This is a genomic window from Spiroplasma endosymbiont of Clivina fossor (genome assembly GCF_964031115.1).
In the GTDB taxonomy this organism is placed as follows: Bacteria; Bacillota_I; Bacilli_A; order Mycoplasmatales; family Nriv7; genus Nriv7.
In genome coordinates this window covers 282,956-303,047 of sequence record NZ_OZ035006.1, presented here as the reverse complement: position 1 = coordinate 303,047, position 20,092 = coordinate 282,956, and the positions used below count along the sequence as shown (strand labels likewise).

General features: G+C 27.3%; 27 protein-coding genes. 15 read left to right on the top strand and 12 right to left on the bottom strand.

Annotation, left to right across the window (positions count from 1 at the left end; translation table 4 throughout):
- The first annotated feature begins 5 nt into the window (after positions 1-5).
- Complete coding sequence (locus tag AAHM82_RS12730; RefSeq protein ID WP_342263396.1) at positions 6-446, top strand: transposase family protein; 441 nt, start codon at positions 6-8, stop codon at positions 444-446.
- The gene (locus tag AAHM82_RS12725; RefSeq protein WP_342264845.1) at positions 443-835 is read left to right on the top strand and encodes a transposase family protein; all 393 of its coding nucleotides are present in this window, start codon (positions 443-445) and stop codon (positions 833-835) included. The genes AAHM82_RS12730 and AAHM82_RS12725 overlap by 4 nt, the downstream gene beginning before the upstream one ends.
- A gap of 300 nt (positions 836-1,135) precedes the next feature.
- Here the strand turns inward: AAHM82_RS12725 and AAHM82_RS02000 are convergent, their stop codons facing one another.
- The 12 genes from AAHM82_RS02000 to AAHM82_RS01945 all read right to left on the bottom strand — a co-directional run bounded on the left by AAHM82_RS02000 (position 1,136) and on the right by AAHM82_RS01945 (position 8,714).
- Positions 1,136-2,215, bottom strand: a complete 1,080-nt coding sequence (locus AAHM82_RS02000; RefSeq protein WP_342264380.1) for an integrase core domain-containing protein — start codon at positions 2,213-2,215, stop codon at positions 1,136-1,138.
- A gap of 69 nt (positions 2,216-2,284) precedes the next feature.
- Positions 2,285-2,710 (bottom strand): hypothetical protein, encoded by a 426-nt coding sequence (locus tag AAHM82_RS01995; protein ID WP_338968428.1) that lies wholly within the window; start codon positions 2,708-2,710, stop codon positions 2,285-2,287.
- 56 nt (positions 2,711-2,766) lie between these two features.
- The gene (locus AAHM82_RS01990; protein ID WP_342264379.1) at positions 2,767-4,587 is read right to left on the bottom strand and encodes a hypothetical protein; all 1,821 of its coding nucleotides are present in this window, start codon (positions 4,585-4,587) and stop codon (positions 2,767-2,769) included.
- A gap of 36 nt (positions 4,588-4,623) precedes the next feature.
- A complete protein-coding gene (locus tag AAHM82_RS01985) occupies positions 4,624-4,869 on the bottom strand; it encodes a hypothetical protein (protein ID WP_342189582.1) in 246 nt (81 codons plus the stop codon).
- Positions 4,869-5,102: a hypothetical protein gene (locus AAHM82_RS01980; protein WP_338967708.1), complete on the bottom strand. Its 234-nt coding sequence runs from the start codon at positions 5,100-5,102 to the stop codon at positions 4,869-4,871. Before AAHM82_RS01980 ends, AAHM82_RS01985 begins: the two co-directional genes overlap by 1 nt.
- A 38-nt stretch (positions 5,103-5,140) precedes the next feature.
- Positions 5,141-6,136 (bottom strand): hypothetical protein, encoded by a 996-nt coding sequence (locus AAHM82_RS01975; RefSeq protein ID WP_342264378.1) that lies wholly within the window; start codon positions 6,134-6,136, stop codon positions 5,141-5,143.
- Positions 6,137-6,167: 31 nt separating this feature from the next.
- Positions 6,168-6,407, bottom strand: a complete 240-nt coding sequence (locus AAHM82_RS01970; protein WP_338966925.1) for a hypothetical protein — start codon at positions 6,405-6,407, stop codon at positions 6,168-6,170.
- A gap of 42 nt (positions 6,408-6,449) precedes the next feature.
- The gene (locus AAHM82_RS01965) at positions 6,450-6,683 is read right to left on the bottom strand and encodes a hypothetical protein (protein WP_338966808.1); all 234 of its coding nucleotides are present in this window, start codon (positions 6,681-6,683) and stop codon (positions 6,450-6,452) included.
- 159 nt (positions 6,684-6,842) lie between these two features.
- Positions 6,843-7,067, bottom strand: a complete 225-nt coding sequence (locus AAHM82_RS01960; RefSeq protein WP_338968370.1) for a hypothetical protein — start codon at positions 7,065-7,067, stop codon at positions 6,843-6,845.
- Positions 7,067-7,429 carry a hypothetical protein gene (locus tag AAHM82_RS01955; RefSeq protein ID WP_342262683.1) on the bottom strand — a complete coding sequence of 121 codons (363 nt, stop codon included), beginning with the start codon at positions 7,427-7,429 and terminating at the stop codon, positions 7,067-7,069. The genes AAHM82_RS01960 and AAHM82_RS01955 overlap by 1 nt, the downstream gene beginning before the upstream one ends.
- Positions 7,430-7,439: 10 nt before the next feature.
- Positions 7,440-8,282: a rolling circle replication-associated protein gene (locus AAHM82_RS01950; RefSeq protein ID WP_342264377.1), complete on the bottom strand. Its 843-nt coding sequence runs from the start codon at positions 8,280-8,282 to the stop codon at positions 7,440-7,442.
- A gap of 132 nt (positions 8,283-8,414) precedes the next feature.
- Positions 8,415-8,714 carry a hypothetical protein gene (locus tag AAHM82_RS01945; RefSeq protein ID WP_338966814.1) on the bottom strand — a complete coding sequence of 100 codons (300 nt, stop codon included), beginning with the start codon at positions 8,712-8,714 and terminating at the stop codon, positions 8,415-8,417.
- A gap of 394 nt (positions 8,715-9,108) precedes the next feature.
- Here AAHM82_RS01945 and AAHM82_RS01940 point away from each other — a divergent pair, with 394 nt between their 5' ends.
- The 13 genes from AAHM82_RS01940 (at position 9,109) to AAHM82_RS01880 (ending at position 19,973) form a co-directional block, all read left to right on the top strand.
- Positions 9,109-11,247: an ATP-dependent Clp protease ATP-binding subunit gene (locus AAHM82_RS01940; RefSeq protein ID WP_342264376.1), complete on the top strand. Its 2,139-nt coding sequence runs from the start codon at positions 9,109-9,111 to the stop codon at positions 11,245-11,247.
- Between the two features lie 81 nt (positions 11,248-11,328).
- Positions 11,329-12,351, top strand: coding sequence for a heat-inducible transcriptional repressor HrcA (hrcA, locus tag AAHM82_RS01935; RefSeq protein WP_342264375.1), 1,023 nt, complete (start codon positions 11,329-11,331; stop codon positions 12,349-12,351).
- A gap of 21 nt (positions 12,352-12,372) precedes the next feature.
- Positions 12,373-12,981 (top strand): nucleotide exchange factor GrpE, encoded by a 609-nt coding sequence (grpE, locus tag AAHM82_RS01930; protein ID WP_342264374.1) that lies wholly within the window; start codon positions 12,373-12,375, stop codon positions 12,979-12,981.
- 1 nt (position 12,982) lies between these two features.
- Positions 12,983-14,821, top strand: coding sequence for a molecular chaperone DnaK (gene dnaK, locus AAHM82_RS01925; protein WP_342264373.1), 1,839 nt, complete (start codon positions 12,983-12,985; stop codon positions 14,819-14,821).
- A gap of 65 nt (positions 14,822-14,886) precedes the next feature.
- A complete protein-coding gene (dnaJ, locus tag AAHM82_RS01920; protein WP_342264372.1) occupies positions 14,887-16,014 on the top strand; it encodes a molecular chaperone DnaJ in 1,128 nt (375 codons plus the stop codon).
- A 636-nt stretch (positions 16,015-16,650) separates the two neighbouring features.
- Positions 16,651-16,977 carry a hypothetical protein gene (locus tag AAHM82_RS01915; RefSeq protein WP_338967555.1) on the top strand — a complete coding sequence of 109 codons (327 nt, stop codon included), beginning with the start codon at positions 16,651-16,653 and terminating at the stop codon, positions 16,975-16,977.
- Between the two features lie 2 nt (positions 16,978-16,979).
- Positions 16,980-17,201 (top strand): hypothetical protein, encoded by a 222-nt coding sequence (locus AAHM82_RS01910; RefSeq protein WP_342264371.1) that lies wholly within the window; start codon positions 16,980-16,982, stop codon positions 17,199-17,201.
- A gap of 164 nt (positions 17,202-17,365) precedes the next feature.
- Positions 17,366-17,593: a hypothetical protein gene (locus AAHM82_RS01905; protein WP_342264370.1), complete on the top strand. Its 228-nt coding sequence runs from the start codon at positions 17,366-17,368 to the stop codon at positions 17,591-17,593.
- Between the two features lie 169 nt (positions 17,594-17,762).
- Positions 17,763-18,008, top strand: a complete 246-nt coding sequence (locus AAHM82_RS01900) for a hypothetical protein (protein WP_338967504.1) — start codon at positions 17,763-17,765, stop codon at positions 18,006-18,008.
- Between the two features lie 24 nt (positions 18,009-18,032).
- Positions 18,033-19,016 carry a hypothetical protein gene (locus AAHM82_RS01895; RefSeq protein WP_342264369.1) on the top strand — a complete coding sequence of 328 codons (984 nt, stop codon included), beginning with the start codon at positions 18,033-18,035 and terminating at the stop codon, positions 19,014-19,016.
- Positions 19,017-19,022: 6 nt separating this feature from the next.
- Positions 19,023-19,307 (top strand): hypothetical protein, encoded by a 285-nt coding sequence (locus AAHM82_RS01890; protein WP_342264368.1) that lies wholly within the window; start codon positions 19,023-19,025, stop codon positions 19,305-19,307.
- Between the two features lie 2 nt (positions 19,308-19,309).
- Entirely contained in the window at positions 19,310-19,558 is a 249-nt protein-coding gene (locus AAHM82_RS01885; protein WP_342264367.1) for a hypothetical protein, read from the top strand.
- Between the two features lie 22 nt (positions 19,559-19,580).
- Entirely contained in the window at positions 19,581-19,973 is a 393-nt protein-coding gene (locus AAHM82_RS01880) for a hypothetical protein (RefSeq protein ID WP_342264366.1), read from the top strand.
- Positions 19,974-20,092: the final 119 nt, after the last annotated feature.

Below are 20,092 nucleotides of genomic sequence, written 5' to 3'. Positions count from 1 at the left end.
TTTAAATGAAATTTAAAAAAAATAATCAAATAAGTGATAAAAATTTTTTAAGATTAACTGGTATTAAACATACTACTTTTAATAAAATGCTAGAAATTTTAAAAATAGAAGAATTAAAAAAGAGATTTCGTCGCGGAAGAACCAATAAATTATCATTAGAAAATCGTATTTTAATGACTTTAGAATATTGAAGAGAATATAGAACTTATTTTCATATTGCAAAAAGTTATGATATTAGTGAAAGTAGTTGTTATAGAAATATCAAATGAATTGAAGACACTTTAATAAAACACCCTAATTTTCAACAACTTACTGGTCAAAAATCACTATTAAAAGATTATTTCAAAGATAAGACTGTTATAATTGATGTAACTGAAAGCCAAATCCAACGCCCAAAAAAAGACAAAAACAGCACTACTCAGGAAAAAAGAAAAAACACACAATAAAAACACAAGTTATAATTGAAAAAGATAGTAAAAAAATTATTAGTTCTGATTTTTCTTATGGTAAAAACCATGACTTTAAAATTTTAAAAGATTCAAAAATTAAATTTTTACCAGAAACAACTGTTTTAGTGGATTTAGGTTATCAAGGCATACAAAAAATTAATCATAATGTTTTAATTCCTAAAAGAAAATCAAAGAAAAACCCTTTAAATAAAGAAGAAAAGCAAAATAATGAGCGAATTTCAAAAATGAGAATTGTTATTGAAAATGTTTTTGCTATACTTAAAAAATTTAAAATTATTAGTGAAAAATATCGAAATCGTAGAAAAAGATTTGCTTTAAGATTTAATTTAATAGCTTCAATTTATAATTTACAACTATTAGTTTAAATATATTTGATAATTTAAAATTTCAGTCTTTTTTTATTGTAAATAATAATTTTTATTATGTTTTAATGACAAAATATTTGTAAAAATAATCTAAAAATTATTTTAATAACACTTTTATATTTATTTTAAATTTAAAAATTATAATTATCATATTAATTTTGCAAGAAGTCTATTAATTAAAAGCAAATTTGTAGAAACCAAAATCTTGTCATATGTATATGGTTTCTACAAAAAATTAGCAATCTTGTAATATACCACAGATGTTTAGTACAATCAAGAAAAACATTAAAAAGGGGGAAATTAATTTATTAATTCTTGTAATTTTTGAAATGGCGATTTATTTTGTAATGCTGAATGACAGCGTTGGAAGTTGTAATAGTAATAATATTGATTTAAGAAATGTTGTAGTTCGTTTTGATTTAGTTTTTTATCCTTAACATAAAATAATTTAGTATAATGTTGATGAAACCGCTCAATTTTACCGTTACTTTGTGGCGAACGAATTGGAGTGGTTTCATGGATAACCCCATTCCTTGAAAGAAAGGCCGTAAAAGGTCTTTCTTTTACTTTGTATGCTTTTTTATTACTTCAATTAGTAGTTATAAATTCAGGAGCATTATCAGTGCGAAGGCGTTTAATGGTTATGCCAAGCGCGCTAAAATCTTTCATTGCTCTTTGCACAGCGTTAATCGCGTTATTGGTTCCTAAACTATCATAAACATAACCAAATACTATGCGTGTTATTTCGTCAATAAAATCATAAATGTAATACTTTTTATCAACCGGAAAATTTGATGTAGTAATTATTTTGGCGTCCATTTGTAAAAGACCAATATCGGATACTTCATAACGCTTAAAATGGCGTTTCGTTTGCTTTATTTGTTGTTTTAATTCTTTTCATCGAGAGTCAGATTTAATTCAGCGATAAAAGGTTTTAATATTTTTCGGAATTTTTGAATTTTCAATATCGTGAAAACCCATTTTTAAATTGTTAAATAAAGACCACATTCCGCCGGCTTGAAGATTTTTGTAATTAAAATATAAATCGCATACTTTTTCACGAGAATTTAAATCATATTGATAACTAATTTTATTAGGTTTTGTATATTTAAAAATTAAACTATTAAAATCATCATTTTGATAAGCAGTAAGAATTTTATTAGCTCATTGATAAAATGTATTTCGTATACCATGAAAATGCTTTTTTATTAATTTATTTAAAGTTATTGGTTCTAAATAAAATTGATTACATAAATTTAAATAACTAGTAACTCGTTTTTTAGTTTTGTGATAATGTTTGTGATTATAAATTGTTCTTAATCAACTTTGGACTTTTGTTTTTAAATCGGCTAAATCAGCCTGGCAAATAACATATTTCATTTTTAAAACTCCTTAAAGTAAGAAAACCGTATTACAAAAATACGATTTTCAATAATATTTATTAAATTACTAATTTTTATTAGGTATTTCAGCAAAGAATGAAGTTATTAAATATTGACTAAAACCTAAATCTTTATTTTTAGAAAATGTAATTTTAACATTAACAATTTTATCAATAGTATATTTATTACTTTCACTTTTACCATTACGCTCATAAAAAATGCGAATGTCTTTAAAACCATCAATCGGTTTATAAGAAGTTAAAGGTTCCGCAGAATTAGAAACATCAAAAGGTAATTCATTTTTAATAGAACTAATATTTAATCATCCGCCTCAATCATTGCTAGTAGAACTCGTAAAATTACTATTCAAAATTTCAATAAAGTTTAATTCATATTTTTTTGCATTATCAGTAATTAGAGTATTGTTACCTCTATTACACCCAGAAATAAACATTATACATACTAAATTTAAAGCTGATAAAAATTTTCGCATAAAGAAAAATCCTCCTTTCAAAGGAATTATATTTTATATAAAAATATTGGAAATATTTAAGAGAACTTTTTAATTATTATTAATAAAATTGCTAGGGGAATTAAAAATTCAAAAAGATATTTAAATGCCGGAACAACTTCAAACACCGGAAAGGCAGTTTTGGTAAAATTAATCGTTGTTTTAGCAATATCCGCAAGGGGGCGAATTAAAAGATTAATCCCTGAAAGACCAAGTAATCAGTTCAACATACTAACAGAAGCGTGCTGAATGCCACAAGATATGGCACTAAATAAACCTCAATAAGAACAGTTGGGCGTAGGAATTAAGTCATCCATATTACCACTTATTCCACCGCCAATAAAAGCTGTTGAATTCAAAATGTTAAAATCGTATAAAGAATAATGATATTCAGTACTTTCATTTTTCTTTTTATATAGTGGAAAAGTTAGCGTAAAAATATTAATTCCATACATCACATCAACTTTGGCATTGTAAAAATGTAGTTTATTACTAGTGGCATCTCATAATTGGTTATCATACGCTTTTAACACATTAAAATCTATTTGATAAGAATTTTTACCGGTGTTAAAACCATTGGCAATTTGTTTATCTTTAACAAAAAAATAGGAACGAAAAATCATATTCTTACTATTTTCTACTGTTGAACCAAAGTTAATTAAATATTGTTTGGGATAAAAAGTAATTAAGGAACGATAGAAAAAACCCATTTGTAAAACATTTTTAGGAATTTGTTGCATTCCTTTGTAATCTAATTCTACATAAGTAGAAGCATCCATATCAAAACTAGCATAAAAGAATTGTGTAAAAAAACCACCTAAAATTTTATAAATTTTATCAAATAAATTAAAATAATATTTACTTGTCAAATCTTTTAAATAAAAAAACATAAAATCTTTAAAATCAATCTTTAATTTATCATCATAGCGTAGAAAATGAAAAGTATTATCATAATAACTAATTTGTCCAAAAAAAACATTAATAAAATCTTCAGTTCAACCTTTCTTTCAAATAAATTTAATTAATTGTTTATCATTTAAATAAAAAGTAACCATTCCTAAAGAAATCTCAATTCTAAAAACATCACTAAAACTAGAAAATTCTAAGCTATCAAAAAAATATAACGAGTTTTCAGATTCAAAACTGCGAATTAAAGTAAATTTACTATTTTGTTTAAAACCATTTAATTTAATTGACATTTCACTCATGTATTTAAAATTATCATCAAAGAAATTAAAAATTGGGACTCAATAAAGATAAGAGTAATTAAATTTATCAAAATCTCGCCGTTGTACCATTAAATAATCTAATTTATCTTGAAACTGATTATACTGATATTCACCATCCTTTTTGGTTATTTCTGAGGGTAACGGTTGCTCTTTATCTTTCTCAGGTAGAGACGGCATTTCAGCAAAGAATGAAGTTATTAAATATTGACTAAAACCTAAATCTTTATTTTTAGAAAATGTAATTTTAACATTAACAATTTTATCAATAGTATATTTATTACTTTCACTTTTACCATTACGCTCATAAAAAATGCGAATGTCTTTAAAACCATCAATCGGTTTATAAGAAGTTAAAGGTTCCGCAGAATTAGAAACATCAAAAGGTAATTCATTTTTAATAGAACTAATATTTAATCATCCGCCTCAATCATTGCTAGTAGAACTCGTAAAATTACTATTCAAAATTTTACCAAATTCCAAATCACAACTATCTCCACATTGAGCAGGATTGGTGGCTCGTTTTTCTCGTTTCATAAAGGATTGTTCCATAATAGGATTTGGTGATTGTTTTGTATCAAAGAAAGCACCTAGAGGGACTAAACCAATAAAAGCGATAACCAACCACGACATAAATTTATACATATCTATTTGTCCTTTCTTTTGCGTTTAACTTCTTAAAATAAAGTATATTGTTGATAAAATGCCAATTGTTCCAATGATAATAAAAATTGGGTGTTGTGAAAATAATCTAATCATTGGTTTAAATAATTGTAGAAATTCACTGTTAGCCACAATAACTTTATTAAAATATTCCAACCCTTCATTTACAAAACGCCATAAACCAAGAAATTCATCAAAAGCAAAAATAGAAAAAACGGTAATTAAAAGAAAAATTATAACTAGTTTAAACATTATTTTTTACCTCACTCTTTAACAGATTTATTAGCTCTTGCCTTTCTATAACTTTCTTTGGCTTGCATTCCAATACCTAAAATAGCAACAAAGACAAAGTTAGCAATTAAAGAGATTAAAGGAATAATGATAATCCGAATTCCGGTGCCGGGAATAGTCATACTTCAAATTAAATCAAAAACTTTATAAATAATATCTGCAAAAAATGATGCCATTTTTTCTAGATTTGCCATAATTAAGTATCCTTTCTTAGATTAAAATAATATGATAGTTAATTCCTATCTTTCAAATTACTTTTTAGTAATTCCATAATACGACTAAATTTTTCCATTTTAAGGTATTTTAGTATTTCTAAATCAACTTCGGTAGTTTCATAAAATTTATCTTCATAAGTATCAACAACAATGCGATTAGCAACCGGGCGTAAAAAAGATAAATACTTGTTGTCATAACACTCTAAGACGGACATTGGAATTTTTAATTTAAAAAAGTAGATATCTAATTCCGGAATATTACGATATTTAGTTTTACGACCTTTTTTATTATTTTTAGCATCAATTAAACTCGTGCGTCAGCGTTCGTATTCTTCTACAGATTTAAAAGTGCCATAGATAACTTTTAAGTAGGGGCGAAAAATATTAACTGATTTCTTAGTAATACCAACAATAACCGAATTAGCAATATCTCTGACTTTAACCCAAATATGTTCAGGTCGTTGTCCACTCGCTAAAACAATATGACCAAAATGTCTAACTAGAGCAAAATATTCTTGTAAACCTTGAGTTGATTTATCATTTTCTTTATAATCCGTTCCTTCTAAAAACAAGTTCGTTTCATCTCATAACAATAAATGTTTTTCTTCTAATATCGGATATTCACTATCCAATAACGACATATGCCCTAAAGATAACATTTGTTGGTCTAAAATTGGAAAAGTTGAAGCCGTCTTTCATTTTTTCTTACCTAAAAGTTTCGAAGCAAAAACTAATAAAGCCGTTTTACCAGTTCCCAATGAACCAATCACAATATTTAATGGCGACTTGAATAAAAAGTTAATAAAGGATTTACGATTAACCCATTGCATAAATTTAGTAATTAAAATTAAACAATTTAAAATAATACCAATGATATGGAAAAATGAAACTCAATATTGTGGATTAATAACAACAAGAAAAGCATAATAATATCAAGAAATAATAAAGAAAGTGCGATTTAAGCTAACAAAGTCATTAATTTTTTCACAGATATTTTTTAGAAATTTAAACATTATCGCACCCCTTTATTTTTTTTAATTACTATTAACGAACTCTTAATAGTAGTTTTTCAAACATTCCAAAAGCAAATAAGAATAATCCAACAATTGCCGGAAATAAAAAAATTCAATAAGTAGCAAAGAAATCTACTACTAATGGCATTTGCCCACTGATAATGTCGCTTCAGATTTTTCCAAAAAGTCCTACCATACTATCTCACAAATTACTAATGGCTTGTTTTCCAGTAATTGCTACTGGTGCATCAGCTAAGAAAGTTGTAAACATATAATCACCCCCTTTCTTTTCAAAATATTTATCCTATATTTATTAACAAAAATAAGATTTAACTTTATAAAATAAAATCAACATAAATAAGATAATAACTGTTGTTAGTAATCAAAAAGCGATGTTGGTTGTTAAAAGTCAAAGCGGTTCTTCAGTTAAATTAATTTCTTTACCACCAGTAATATGAGCTGGAATAGTTGTAATTTGGATAAACAAATCTCAGAAAGTTTGTTTAATTTGTTCTCAATTTAAATCTTTTCAAACAACTAGAAACATTGAAATAAACACTTAATCGGAAGAAAGAGAATCCCAATGAAACTGGCAAATAACACAATGATTACAAGAATTGAGAACAAAAATACTACTTGGGGCGGTAAATCGGCAGTTGGATAAATTAATTCAATTAATTTAATAATTACATCTTTTAACATTGCTTTATCCTTTCGTTTGGATTTCTTGATTTTGTTTTTCATTTTTTTCAGTTAAATAAGATAATTTAACAATGAAGCGTTTTTCTTTTTTGCTAAAATCCCCTTTAATTTCTTTTGCTTGTTTACCATACTTTTTAACATCATTCATTCAACGCCATAAACCCCAAGCGACAGCAAAAGCAAGTAATAAGGTTAATAAGATAAAACATATTAGACTAAATATTGCCATTATTTTTCAATTTCCTTTCTATTTAAAGTTTTATTTTTCAAAGCTCTTTTTTCCTTAATCTTCTTAACAATAAGTCAAACTAATTTTTCAACTTGAAAAGCAATAAATATCGCACTACCAAATCAATAAACAAACAATCCAAGCAACATAATTGCGGTATTTAAACCAAAAAACTTATACATATCTTTTTCAATAAAATCAATAAATTCACCATTTGTTCCCATTACTCACTTAGTATCCAATAAAGTTAAAGCTCAAAGTATTAAGTTTATAAAGATAAAAACAATGCTAAGCAATATTTTTAACCAATGATTTTTAAATCAATTTTTAATTCTTATTTTTAATTGCATTTTTTCTTTCATTTTTTAACTCCTAATATTTCGTTTTTCTTAGTTGATTTCTAAATCTTAAACTTTCTAACGAAGTATAATTTTCACTTTCAAAGCCTACATAATTAATATTTTTAAATTCATAGATTGCTCCGCACATTTTAGTTTTAAATTTATTAACTTTTGATTTTAAGTACTTTACAAATTCAGAATTTACGGTTCTATTAACAATATTATTCAAAGTATCGGTAAATATTTGTTTTCTAGTAATGGGGTTTTGACAGTTATAAGAGAATTGATAAGCCTTGATATTTAAATCATACTGATTTAATGATTTTTCATTCAGGACATTTTTAGTTATATATTTGGAGCAATATTTTACAACCATTTCATTAGTGTTTTCACGAACTCTAATATTTTTATTAATTCCGTAAGGTCAAAATTGTAAAATAATTTTATGGGGTATTTTTTCGGTGATTAAAATATGAAAATGAATAACGCCTCTTTTCTGATATTCATATGTATACAAATACTTAATATTTTTATTTTTAACTTTAAATCAATATTTTAATTTTTTAAAAAATTTATTTAAATCACGCTTACATTTTCTAATGTCAAATTCATTAATATCAGCATAAGTAAGAGTTAAGAATGTAAGTTTTTTACAGTCTCAAAAATTATGATATGCCTTCCTAATAACATTAGATTTTGCACGAATATTACTATTAAGCAGTTTTGTATCACAATTACCTTTATTTTTTAAACCGCTAACATTGCGGTTATTTGCTTTGATGCGTTCTAAAGGCATAACAATATTACGAATATATTGACCGTAATAAATTGTTTTCATATAAAAATCAGTCGGATTTTGAGGTTGTAAATTCATATTTTATGCTCCCGTTTTAGATTTTCGCCAGTTGTGTTATTTAATCAAGTAATAGTCGGCTTCGCCGACTAACCCGCTAGCGGGCGGGGCATACGCCTTCCGCACCGCTTCGCAGACCGAAGTGATTATCAATTAACTGGACAAGTTTTTTTGATTTTTTGATAATTCAATTTTTTGCAAGTTAACGATTTTGGGGTTTTTATCAAAAGTTAATTCGCAACTAAAAAATGATTTAACATTTTCCTTTAACAGTTTATAAATTTCTTGTTGCTCTAGATTGTTATCATCAATTCATAAGGCTTTTTGTTCGCCGGTAGGCTCAAATAAGTCATTTTCATAACGCAAAAATTCGGCAGAATATCCTGACATCGTAGAACCATCTTTATTTTTAAATATTTTTCTTTTTATACTAACTAATTTAATTTTAAACATTATTTATTTTTTCCTTCCAAATTTAAAATATTTTTAATACAATTAACAAATTTTTAGTTATCCACATTGTTTTCCACATTTATTTCCTTTATAAATATTGAACTTTTAATAGTTTTCCACAAAATTTAAAAACCCTTTTCATCGCAAGAATTACAGATTCCAACTGTATTTTTATTACCAATGACATAGCTTTCGTTGTCGCATTCAATACAAAATATTACTGCCAAAAGAATATACCCCCAAATAATTTATAAAAACCAAATGTGCAAAACATCTGTGGTTTCTACAAAAAATTAGCAATCTACTATTGACATTGCCAAACTAATATACTATAATTATTTTATCAGCATTCTTGTATGTAGACTGCTAAAATAAATGGGGAGGTTTGAAAAATATGCAAATTAATGAAATACCTAATTACAGCAATGACCCTAAGATTTTAGAAAAATTTGCTCGTAATTTAAATGAGATGCATATTGAAGGCAAAACTGATCCAATAATTGGTCGTGATGATGAAACGCGACGAATTATTGAAATTTTATCACGAAAACAAAAAAATAATCCAGTACTTATTGGTGAACCCGGAGTTGGTAAAACAGCTATTATTGAAGGATTGGCACAAAGAATTGTTAAAGGTGATGTTCCTAGTAATTTAAAAAATAAAATTATTTATGAACTGGATATGTCATCAATAATTGCGGGTGCTAAATTTCAAGGTGAATTTGAAGAGCGATTAAAGGCAGTTATTAACAAAGTTAAAGCCTCAGCGGGAGAAATTATTTTGTTTATTGATGAATTGCATTTAATTGTGGGAATGGGTAAAACTCAGGGAGCAATTGATGCTTCAAATATTTTAAAACCAATGTTAGCTCGTGGTGAACTGCGATGTGTGGGAGCAACAACATTGGATGAATATCGCGAATATATTGAAAAAGATGGTGCTTTAGAACGAAGATTTCAAAGAGTACTTATTAAAGAACCAACTGTTGATGATACAATTTCAATTTTACGCGGTTTAAAAGATCGTTATGAATCATATCATGGTGTGCGAATTCATGATAATGCTATTGTTGCTGCTGCTAATTTAGCTAATAAATATATTAGTGATCGATTTTTACCTGATAAAGCAATTGATTTAATTGATGAAGCGTGTGCCAACATTAAAACAGAAATTGGTTCAATTCCTGCTCCGCTTGATGATGTGAAGCGAAAAGTAATGCAATTGGAAATTGAAAAGGCGGCTTTATTAAAGGAAAAGGATCATAAGTCAAAACAACGATTAGATGAATTAATTGCAGAATTAGAAAAATTGAAAGTGAAGGAAAATTCTTTAGAGTTAGTTTGGAATGAAGAAAAAGCACAATTAGATGAAATTAAAGATACTAGATTACAGGTAGAACAATTAAAAACAGAATTGGAACAAACACAATTAAAAGGTAATTTTAACCGTGCTGGTGAAATTCAATATGGTTTATTACCAAAATTAGAAAAGAAATTGGATGAGATTACTAATAAAACAAAAATTAATGCATTATTAAAAGAAGATGTTACTGAACAAGATGTTGCTAATATTGTTGAAAGATGAACGGGGATTCCTGTTAGTCGCCTTGTTGAAAGTGAAAAACATAAGTTACTTAATTTGAGTAAGCATTTGCGAATTAGAGTTAAAGGTCAAGATGAAGTTTTACAGTTAGTAAGTGATGCAATTATTAGAGCAAGAAGTGGGATTAAAGATCCAAATCGACCGATTGGTTCATTTATTTTTTTAGGTCCTACTGGAGTTGGAAAAACTGAAGTGGCTCGTGCCCTTGGCGAATATTTATTTGGTTCAGAAAAAAATATTATTAGGCTAGATATGTCAGAATATATGGAAAAACATTCGGTAAGTAATTTGCTTGGGCCCCCTCCGGGTTATGTGGGTTATCTGCAAGGCGGACAGTTAACAGAAAAAGTTCGCAGAAATCCATATAGTATTATTTTATTTGATGAGATTGAAAAGGCACATAGTGATATTTTTAATATCTTATTACAAATTTTAGATGAAGGAATAGTTAGTGATCGGCATGGTAAAATAATTGATTTTAAAAATACAATTATTATTATGACTTCAAATCTTGGTTCGGAATTTTTATTATCACCAAGAGAAGACAGTAAAGCATTGGTAATGCAAAAATTAAAAACAACATTTCGTCCGGAATTAATTAATCGGATTGATGAAATTGTTATTTTTAATTCATTATCGGAAAAAATTATTAAAGAAATTATTGATAAAGAGTTAACATTATTGAATGATCGTTTAGAAATGACTAAAGATATTAAATTAATTTTTGATAATAAGATTAAAGAAAAAATTCTTGAAGAGGGTTATGATCAGCAGTTTGGTGCTCGACCAATTAAGCGATATATTCAAAAGCATATTGAAAATTTACTTGCTAAGTCAATTATTGAAGACCATATTAAAGAAAATCGCATTTATTCATTAACTGTTAAGAATGATAAAATTATCATTGCTAGTAAGGAAAAGTTAAATTAATGATTGATTTTTCTAGTAGTTGTTATATAATTTTATTATTGGCAGTAAACAAGATTAAGTGCTAAAAGTAGGAATGAAATTATGTTAACGATAAGACAAAAAGAAATATTGAAGTTTATTATTGATGAGTACATTCAAAGTGCGCAACCAGTATCAAGTAAAATCTTAATTGAAAAGTATAAGTTACCTTATTCTTCAGCGACAATTCGTAGTGAGTGTGCGTGTTTAGAAGAAACAGGATTATTAGAAAAAACTCATGTTTCTAGTGGTCGGATACCAGCATCACTTGGTTATCGCTATTATGTTGATAATTTAATGGATGTTCGTAATGGTGATAATGATATTAAGCAACAATTAGAAAATATTTTTGCTAATCGGCAGTTAGCTATTGAAGATATTATTGAACAAACAGCTGAAATATTAAGCGCGATGACTAATTTGATTACAGTAGTTATTGGTTCTAATTCGCAAGAAGATTGTTTGAAAAAAATTGAATTAGTACCTATTAGTGAAGAAAATGCGGTTGCAATTTTTATTAGTGAAAAGGGACATGTTGTTAATAAGACTTTTAATATTAACGATGTCACCTTGCAAGATTTAGTTTTAGCGATTGAATTATTTAATAGTCGTTTAATTGGTACAAAATTAGAAAATATTAAAGAAAAAATGCAAGCTTTACAACCAATATTGGAAAAACAAGTTTTGAAACATGAATATATTTTACAGTCATTTATTAATACTTTAGTTAGTTTTAAAAAGCGTGAACACTCAACACATGGGCTTCAATATATGTTAGATAATCCTGAATTTAATGATGTTAATAAAATTAAAGAAATTGTCCGATTTATTGAAGATTATTCGCCTTGAAAACAGTTTATAAAAACAGAAAAAGAACAGCAAGAATATAATCAAGAAAATATTCATATTCTTATTGGCAATGAACTAGGAAAACAAACAGATGATATTGCTGTTATTAGTACTGATTATCATACTGGTAATAAGCAAATTGGACAGTTAGCGGTAATTGGTCCTAAGCGAATTGATTATGATAAGATGTCAGAATTATTAGATTGAATATCACGCAAAATTGAAGAGAGTTTTTAAGAGAAAGGGATAAGAGAAATTATGAATAATGATAAACAAAAAAAACATGATAATCAAAATTTAACTGATGTTAGTGTAACATCGGATGATATTATTGATGATGATATTACCAAATTACAATTAGAAATTACAAATTTAAAAATGTTATTAGAAGCAAGTGAGAATGATAAAATTCGTGCTTTAGCTGATTGAGATAATGCAAGAAAACAATACGATAATGACCTTAAAGAAGTTAGAAAGTATCGTTCGCAAGCAATGATTGTGCAATTATTACCAATTATGGATAATTTTGAACGAGCATTAAATGTAAAAAATGTTAGTGCTGATGTTAAAAATTTTCTTCAAGGGTTTGAAATGATGATTGATCAATTAAAAGTAATTTTAACTAATGAAGGTGTTACTGAGATTGATATTAAAGTTGGAGATATGTTTAATGGTCATTTGCATTATGCGATTGAACAAGTTGAAAGTGATAAATATCAACCAAATGAAATTATTAAAATTTTACAAAAAGGATATTATTTATATAATCGGGTTTTACGAGTTGCCACCGTACAGGTAGCAAAGGAAAAGATGATTAATAATAATGAAGAAAATCAAGAAAATATGGAAATGAAAGAGGAAAAATAAAATGGCAAAAATTATTGGAATAGATTTAGGAACAACAAATTCTTGTGTGGCATTTATGGATGGTGCTGAAGCAAGAGTAATTGAAACTCCAGATGGAGCCAGAACGGTACCATCGGTAGTAGCATTTAAAAATGAAGAAATTCTTATTGGAAATAGTGCGAAACACCAAGCAGTGGCGAATATTAATACTATTTTTTCAATTAAAAGTAAAATGGGAACTGAGGAAAAAATTAATATTAATGGTAAGAACTATACACCAGAAGAAATTTCGGCAAAAATTTTAAGTTATGTGCGTGATTTTGCAGAAAAGAAACTTGGTGAAAAAATTACTAAAGCAGTAATTACGGTGCCAGCATATTTTAATAATGCGCAAAGACAAGCAACAGAAAATGCTGGTAAAATTGCTGGTTTTGAAGTTGAACGAATTATTAATGAACCAACAGCAGCGGCATTAGCATATGGTATTGATAAAGTTAATAAAGAGCAAAAAATATTAGTTTATGATTTAGGAGGCGGAACTTTTGATGTTTCAATTTTGGAATTAGCTGATGGCGTTTTTCAAGTGTTAGCAACATCAGGTGATAATAAATTAGGTGGTGATGATTTTGATCAAATAATTACTGATTGATTAGTTGCTGACTTTAAAAAAGAAACTGGTATTGATTTATCAAAAGATAAATTGGCAATGCAACGCGTAAAAGAAGCTTCAGAACAAGCTAAAAAAGAATTATCTGGTAGTTTACAAGCAACAATTTCATTATCATTTATTTCAGCTAATGAATCAGGACCAGTACATTTACAAAAAACTTTAACACGAGCAGAATTTGATAAAATGACAAGATTATTAGTTGAACGAACTTTAAAACCTGTTGAAAATGCATTAAATGATGCCAAATTAAAAGCTAATGATTTAGATCAAGTTTTATTAGTGGGTGGTTCAACAAGAATTCCGGCTGTTCAAGAGGCAGTTAAAAAAATATTAGGGAAAGAACCTAATCGTAGTATTAATCCTGATGAAGTTGTTGCTTTGGGAGCTGCTATTCAAGGTGGAATTATTGCAGGTGATGTTAAAGATATTTTATTGCTAGATGTAACCCCATTGTCATTAGGAATTGAAACTTTAGGTGGTGTAATGACACCTTTAATTCCAAGAAATACAACAATTCCAACATCAAAGTCACAAGTATTTTCTACTGCTGATGATAATCAGCCGGCTGTGGATATTCATGTTTTACAAGGTGAAAGACCAATGGCTAATGATAATAAGACTTTAGGTCGTTTTCAATTATCAGGAATTGATAAAGCACCAAGAGGAGTACCACAAATTGAGGTAACATTTTCAATTGATGTTAATGGTATTGTTGCGGTTAAAGCTAAAGACTTGAAAAATAATAAAGAACAATCAATTACAATTAAATCTGATGAAGGTTTAAATGAAGCAGATATTAAAAGAATGGTTGAAGAAGCAGAAGCTAATAAAGAAACCGATGAAGCTCGTCGTAAAAATGTTGAGTTAGTAAATAAAGCCCAAACTTATTTACATGATATTGAACGGAGAATTGAAGAAGGTAAAGAAAAAGTGACTGAAGAGCAAAAAACAGCGATGAATGATATGAAAGCAGAAATTGAAAAACTGATTAAAGAAGAAGATTATGTTGGTTTAGAGAAAAAAATGACTGACTTGGAACAAATGATGATGCAAGTAGCACAGTTTATGCAACAACAAGCTAATTCTGAAGCTCCAGAAATTAATGAACAAGAAAATAATGATAAAAAAGATGATGTTATTGATGCTGAATCTAATGATTCTGGTGTTGAATCTAGTGATGAGAAGAAGTAAATTATGAATAATTCTTACTACACATTGTAGTAAGAATTATTTTATGAGCAAGGTAGGGTTAAAAAATGAACACTAAAAATAAGAGAGACTTTTATGAAATATTAGGTTTATCGCGTAATGCGAGCAATGATGATATTAAACGAGCTTATCGTAAGTTAGCTAAGCAATATCATCCTGATGTTTATAAGCAAACTGATGCTGAAGCTAAAATTCAAGAAATTAATGAAGCGTATGAAGTATTGTCTGATTCTCAAAAACGACAAATGTATGATCAATATGGCAGTGCTGACCCAAATATGTTTAGTGGTGGTCAAGGTTTTGGTAATTTTGAAGATATGTTTGGTGATATTGGTAGTGTTTTTGGTGATTTCTTTGGTGATATTTTTGGTGGTGGTCAAAGAACACGACAACGGCATTCACAAGCACATAAGGGTGAAGATATCTTTTATCGCGAAACTATTAGTTTAAAAGATGCAATTTTAGGAACAACGATTCAGTTTAAAGTTAATGTTAATTTTCCTTGTGATGAATGTCATCAAACAGGTACTAAAACACCAGAAGATGTTGTGAAATGTTCAAATTGTAATGGTCGGGGGATTGAAGTTACTGAGCAAAGAACAATGTTAGGAATTATTAGACAAGAAAGACCTTGTCGTTCTTGTCACGGAATTGGTGAAGTTATTAAAAATAAATGTTTACAATGTAAAGGTAAAAAGTTTATTACTAAACAAGAAACCATTAGTCTTGATGTCCCGAAAGGAATTTTTTCTGGACAAAAAGTGCGTGTTCAAGAAAAGGGTCATTATGGGCTTAAAGGACAATCTCGTGGTGATGTTTATATTGAAATTGAAGTTCAAAAGCATGCTTTTTTTCAGCGTGATGATTTAGATTTATTAATTACGATTCCGATATCCTTTATTGATGCAATGTTAGGAACAATCATTAAAGTTCCAACATTTGAGAAAACAGTCGAATTTAAAATTCTTCCTAAAACTAAAAATAATGCTGTTTTTACGATTCCTAAAATGGGAAGTTATCATCCTTTAAATAGTAAAAAACGCGGTGATATTATTGTTAAAATAGAAATTGCTTTTCCAAAGCATATTTCAAAACAACAAGAAAAGATTTTACAACAGTTAAGTGATGAATTAGATTTTAATCCTAACGATGAATTTATTAAAAAATTTAAATAGTTAAAAAATATCGTTGATTAACGATATTTTTTTATATTTGATTTGTGCTGAAAATAGTTGCACCGAGATTATTTATTTACAATATGGTTTTATTTTCAAATTTTGAAAATAAAACCTAGTTTACTGGACGCGTAAAGTTTTGTTAGGTGGGAAAAGATTTGAATAAGTATTAAGACAGTCAGTAATGATTGTCTTTTTATTTTATAAGGTGTTAAAAATTTGTTCTTTGAAAATTAAATACAAGTGAATTAATAATGTTGGTATGTATTAAAGCACGATAAATTGTGGGTGGTCGCCATAACCAAAAGAAGTTTACCAGTTGATAGATAACATCCTATTAGCTATAGCAATTTGTTTCATTTTGCAATAAAAAAATGAAGGGGTGGATTTCCTAAAAATATACACGCTATTAAATTAGTTCCAAGGGTAGGATGCGGATGTTAAAGTGTAGAAATTTCTATATAGGGGTATGCGCTAAGTTTAAAATTATTAAAATCTTTATCTAATTAAAAAACAAAATTAAATAACAAAGCTTGTTAAACACTTAAATCTGCAATATATAAGTGTTTAAAAAACTAAGTTAACTAACTTAGTTAATATAACTTAGTTTATAACAAATAAGAAAGGTAATTTACTATGAAAAACATTGAAAACATTTTCTTAAATACTAAAAAATATCTTTTAAAAGAAACACAAAACGCAATGCTTATTAAAGCACCAAAAATTCCATGATTTAATGAACAAATCGGCATTTGGTTTCCAAAGCGATTTGTTTATAAAGGAAAATACGAAAATTCAATTTGCATTGGAATAATAAAAGATAGTAAATATCAAGTAATTTCAATTAATCAACAAGAACAAGAAACCAAGTTAATTAAAGGCCAAGAATTATTAGGCTTCTTCATTGCTGAAAAAGAAAACAATAAAAAAGATATAAATTATAACTATTTTAAAGGAGTTTAAAAATGAATATTGCGATTGAAATAATATTTATTATCATTTGCATAATGCTATTGGCGTATTTTGCTTATAAAATTTATGCCAAAATAAAAATGCGAATTAAATATAAAAATGCCATTAAAAATAATACTGGTAATTTCACAAAAGACGAAAAAGTATTTATTGCTCGCTTTGAAGAATGAGTTAAAGCTCCTAATTCAAAAGAAAATAATGAGAATAAAAAATAATGTTTTGAGAAATTATTATGGAATTTTTAAAACTGTTTGTTCCGATAGAAAAAATGCCTGCACAAGTTGCGTTTATTGCCGGATTAATTATTATCATCACTTTTCTTTTCGCGTTAATTTCAATTATGTATTTACCAATAAAAATGATTTTTGGGAGATAAAAAATGACAGTAAATTTAAAAGAATTTAATTGAGAACAAATTAAACAAACTTTCTGAGATTTATTTATTCAAATTACAATTATTCCGGCTCATATTAGTGGTGGTAAAGAAATTGATTTAACCCAAGAAACACTTTGGCTTTTAATAAGCAAACATTGCTTTTTGATTCTTAACAGCAATTATGGTGTGATTTATTCTAATGCTCCTTTGGAAAACCATATCAGTATTTAGATAGAGAAAAAAATAATGTCAAGAAGTTATATTGTGATGCATTCCCAAAGAAATTCAAAATTAATTAGAAAAAAATATAATCGCGTTAAGATTAATCGTGGTTTTAACAAATTTAAGAAAAACTTTGAATATAAATGATGAATGTTTTAAAAAGAAAGGGGGTGATTATATGATTGGAACTTTCTTAGCCGATGCACCAGCAACAGTAGAAAAAATAACAGCTAGCGACGCGATGACTAAATTATGAAATGCAATTATAACGGCATTTACTAAAATGTGAGAAATTATTGCTGTTAATATGCCACAAGTTGGTAACTTCTTTGCTGACTACTGAATCTTCATTTTTCCATTTATTTTGGCAATATTCTTTATTTGCTTTAAAATGTTTGAAAAATTACTTGGAGCGGTACGCTAATAAAAAAATAAAGTGAGGTGCAAGATGAAATTTTGCAAATGAATAATAGAAAAAAATAACCATTTTATTGAATTAAATCGCACCTCATTTTTAATTTTATGACATTGAGGAGCAATTTGATATATTTACAACGGTTATTTTAAAAACATTGTGAGCTATTTATTTTTAGCGGGTTGTATTTTAATTTTTATTTTTAAAATCAGTAATTTAACACAAATTAACAAAGTTATTAATTTCTTAAAAAATTCACCATTAAATATTGTGATTGGTTCATTAGGAACTGGAAAAACCGCCTTTCTAGTATACGCATCAAAATTATTAAAAAAGAAGAAATATCATATCGCATCAACATTTCCATTACTAGAAACCCAAAAATTAAGTTTAGGACATATGGGATTATTAGACTTTGATTATCCAGTATTGCCAGATAAGACCTTACTTCTATGAGATGAAACCAATTTATTTTTAGAAGGAACAGATTGAGAAAAAAATAATACCAAAAACGAAGAAAGCGGTATCCAAGAATATTTCGCTCTGGCACGGCATTTTGGTCATATTGTGCTGGCTAGCGGTCAAAAAGATAAACATATTTGAGTTAAAGTTCGTGATATTGCCAATAATGTAATTGTGGGAATTCGTAAAAAACCCGTTAATATTTTTCGTCCTTACTTAAAAGTCATCTATGGCACCTTTACAAGCATTGAAGAATATGAACGCTGACGAAACACCTTAATTGATGCCAAAAATAGCAAAAAAGGTCGTCGCATTAAATATCGTGATATTCCTGAACTTGATATCTATTTTTTTAAACTAAAAATTCCTCTACCAATACTTAACACTTACAATTCTTTTTATCTAGCATTTTTAAGAGATTACTTAAATGCAAAAGTAAATCCTGACTATGAAGATAAATACTATATTGACACAGCAATTGATTTAGAAGATTTAGAATACTTAAAAATGGATAAATTTAGCAAATTTTTAAGAAAAATGAAAGAAAAGGAATAATAAAAAATGGAAAATCTTGCAAAAATGGCCGACTTTCTGACTCAAATGCTTTATAAAGTTTTTGACTTAATTTGAAGTTTAGAAGTGCCAGGAACGAATATTCAACTAATATTTCCTTTATTCTTAACGCTGGCTGTAGAATTTCTTATGGCAATTATTCTTGGATTTGGTAATCAACAAGTTAATTTAGAAAAACAACGCCAATATGCGGTTAAAAATAAAGGTCGTTTAAGTGCGTGAGGAAAAACTAAAAAACAAATAAAACCAATAAAAACAAAGCAAGGTAACTAACAATGTTTAAACTAATTATTATTTTTATCTTAATAACTGTTCTTGGACTTTTAGCTGGTAGTCATTTTGAAACTTTAACAAACTATATTAGCGAAGGCCTTACGAATTTCCAAAAGTTTATTATTAGCAATTTAACAATTTTAGAACTGTTTAAACCAATGGCTCGGACATTTTCTCAACATCCAATCTTTACCATTCTTGGCGTAACTTGTGTGCTGATTGCTTTATTTATTGTGATTAAAGGACGATAAAAAATATGAAAGGAGAATTAAAATGAAAAAAATTTTAATAAAATTATTTAAAAAAGATAATTCAAAAGAAAAAATGCCATTAAAATTAAGGATTAAAAATTCTTTTAAAAAACAGTGGTTAAAAGTATCATTAAGTATCATTTTCATCTTTATAAGTTTATTAATTTGTGCATTAACAGTAATCAATACTAAATGAATAACTGGAACAAGTAACGAATTTAATGATTTTATGAATAAACAGATGGTTGATTTCTTTGGCAAGTTCAATAGTGTTATTATGCTAGCAGGAATATTTGTTTTTTGATGAGGCGGAGCAATATATTTTGCAATTAAATTTGAAAAATTAATCCGCTTTATTATTCAAAAAATTAAAGCAAAAAGAGCCTTAAAAAATGAAATCACACAAGCTCATTAATTCTTTAAAAAAATATTGATGGAGAATTTTACCTTACATTTTTATGATTACTATCTTTTTAATTTCATTTTGAAAATTGGAAATTAATGATTTGAAATTATTATATGAAAAATTTGAAG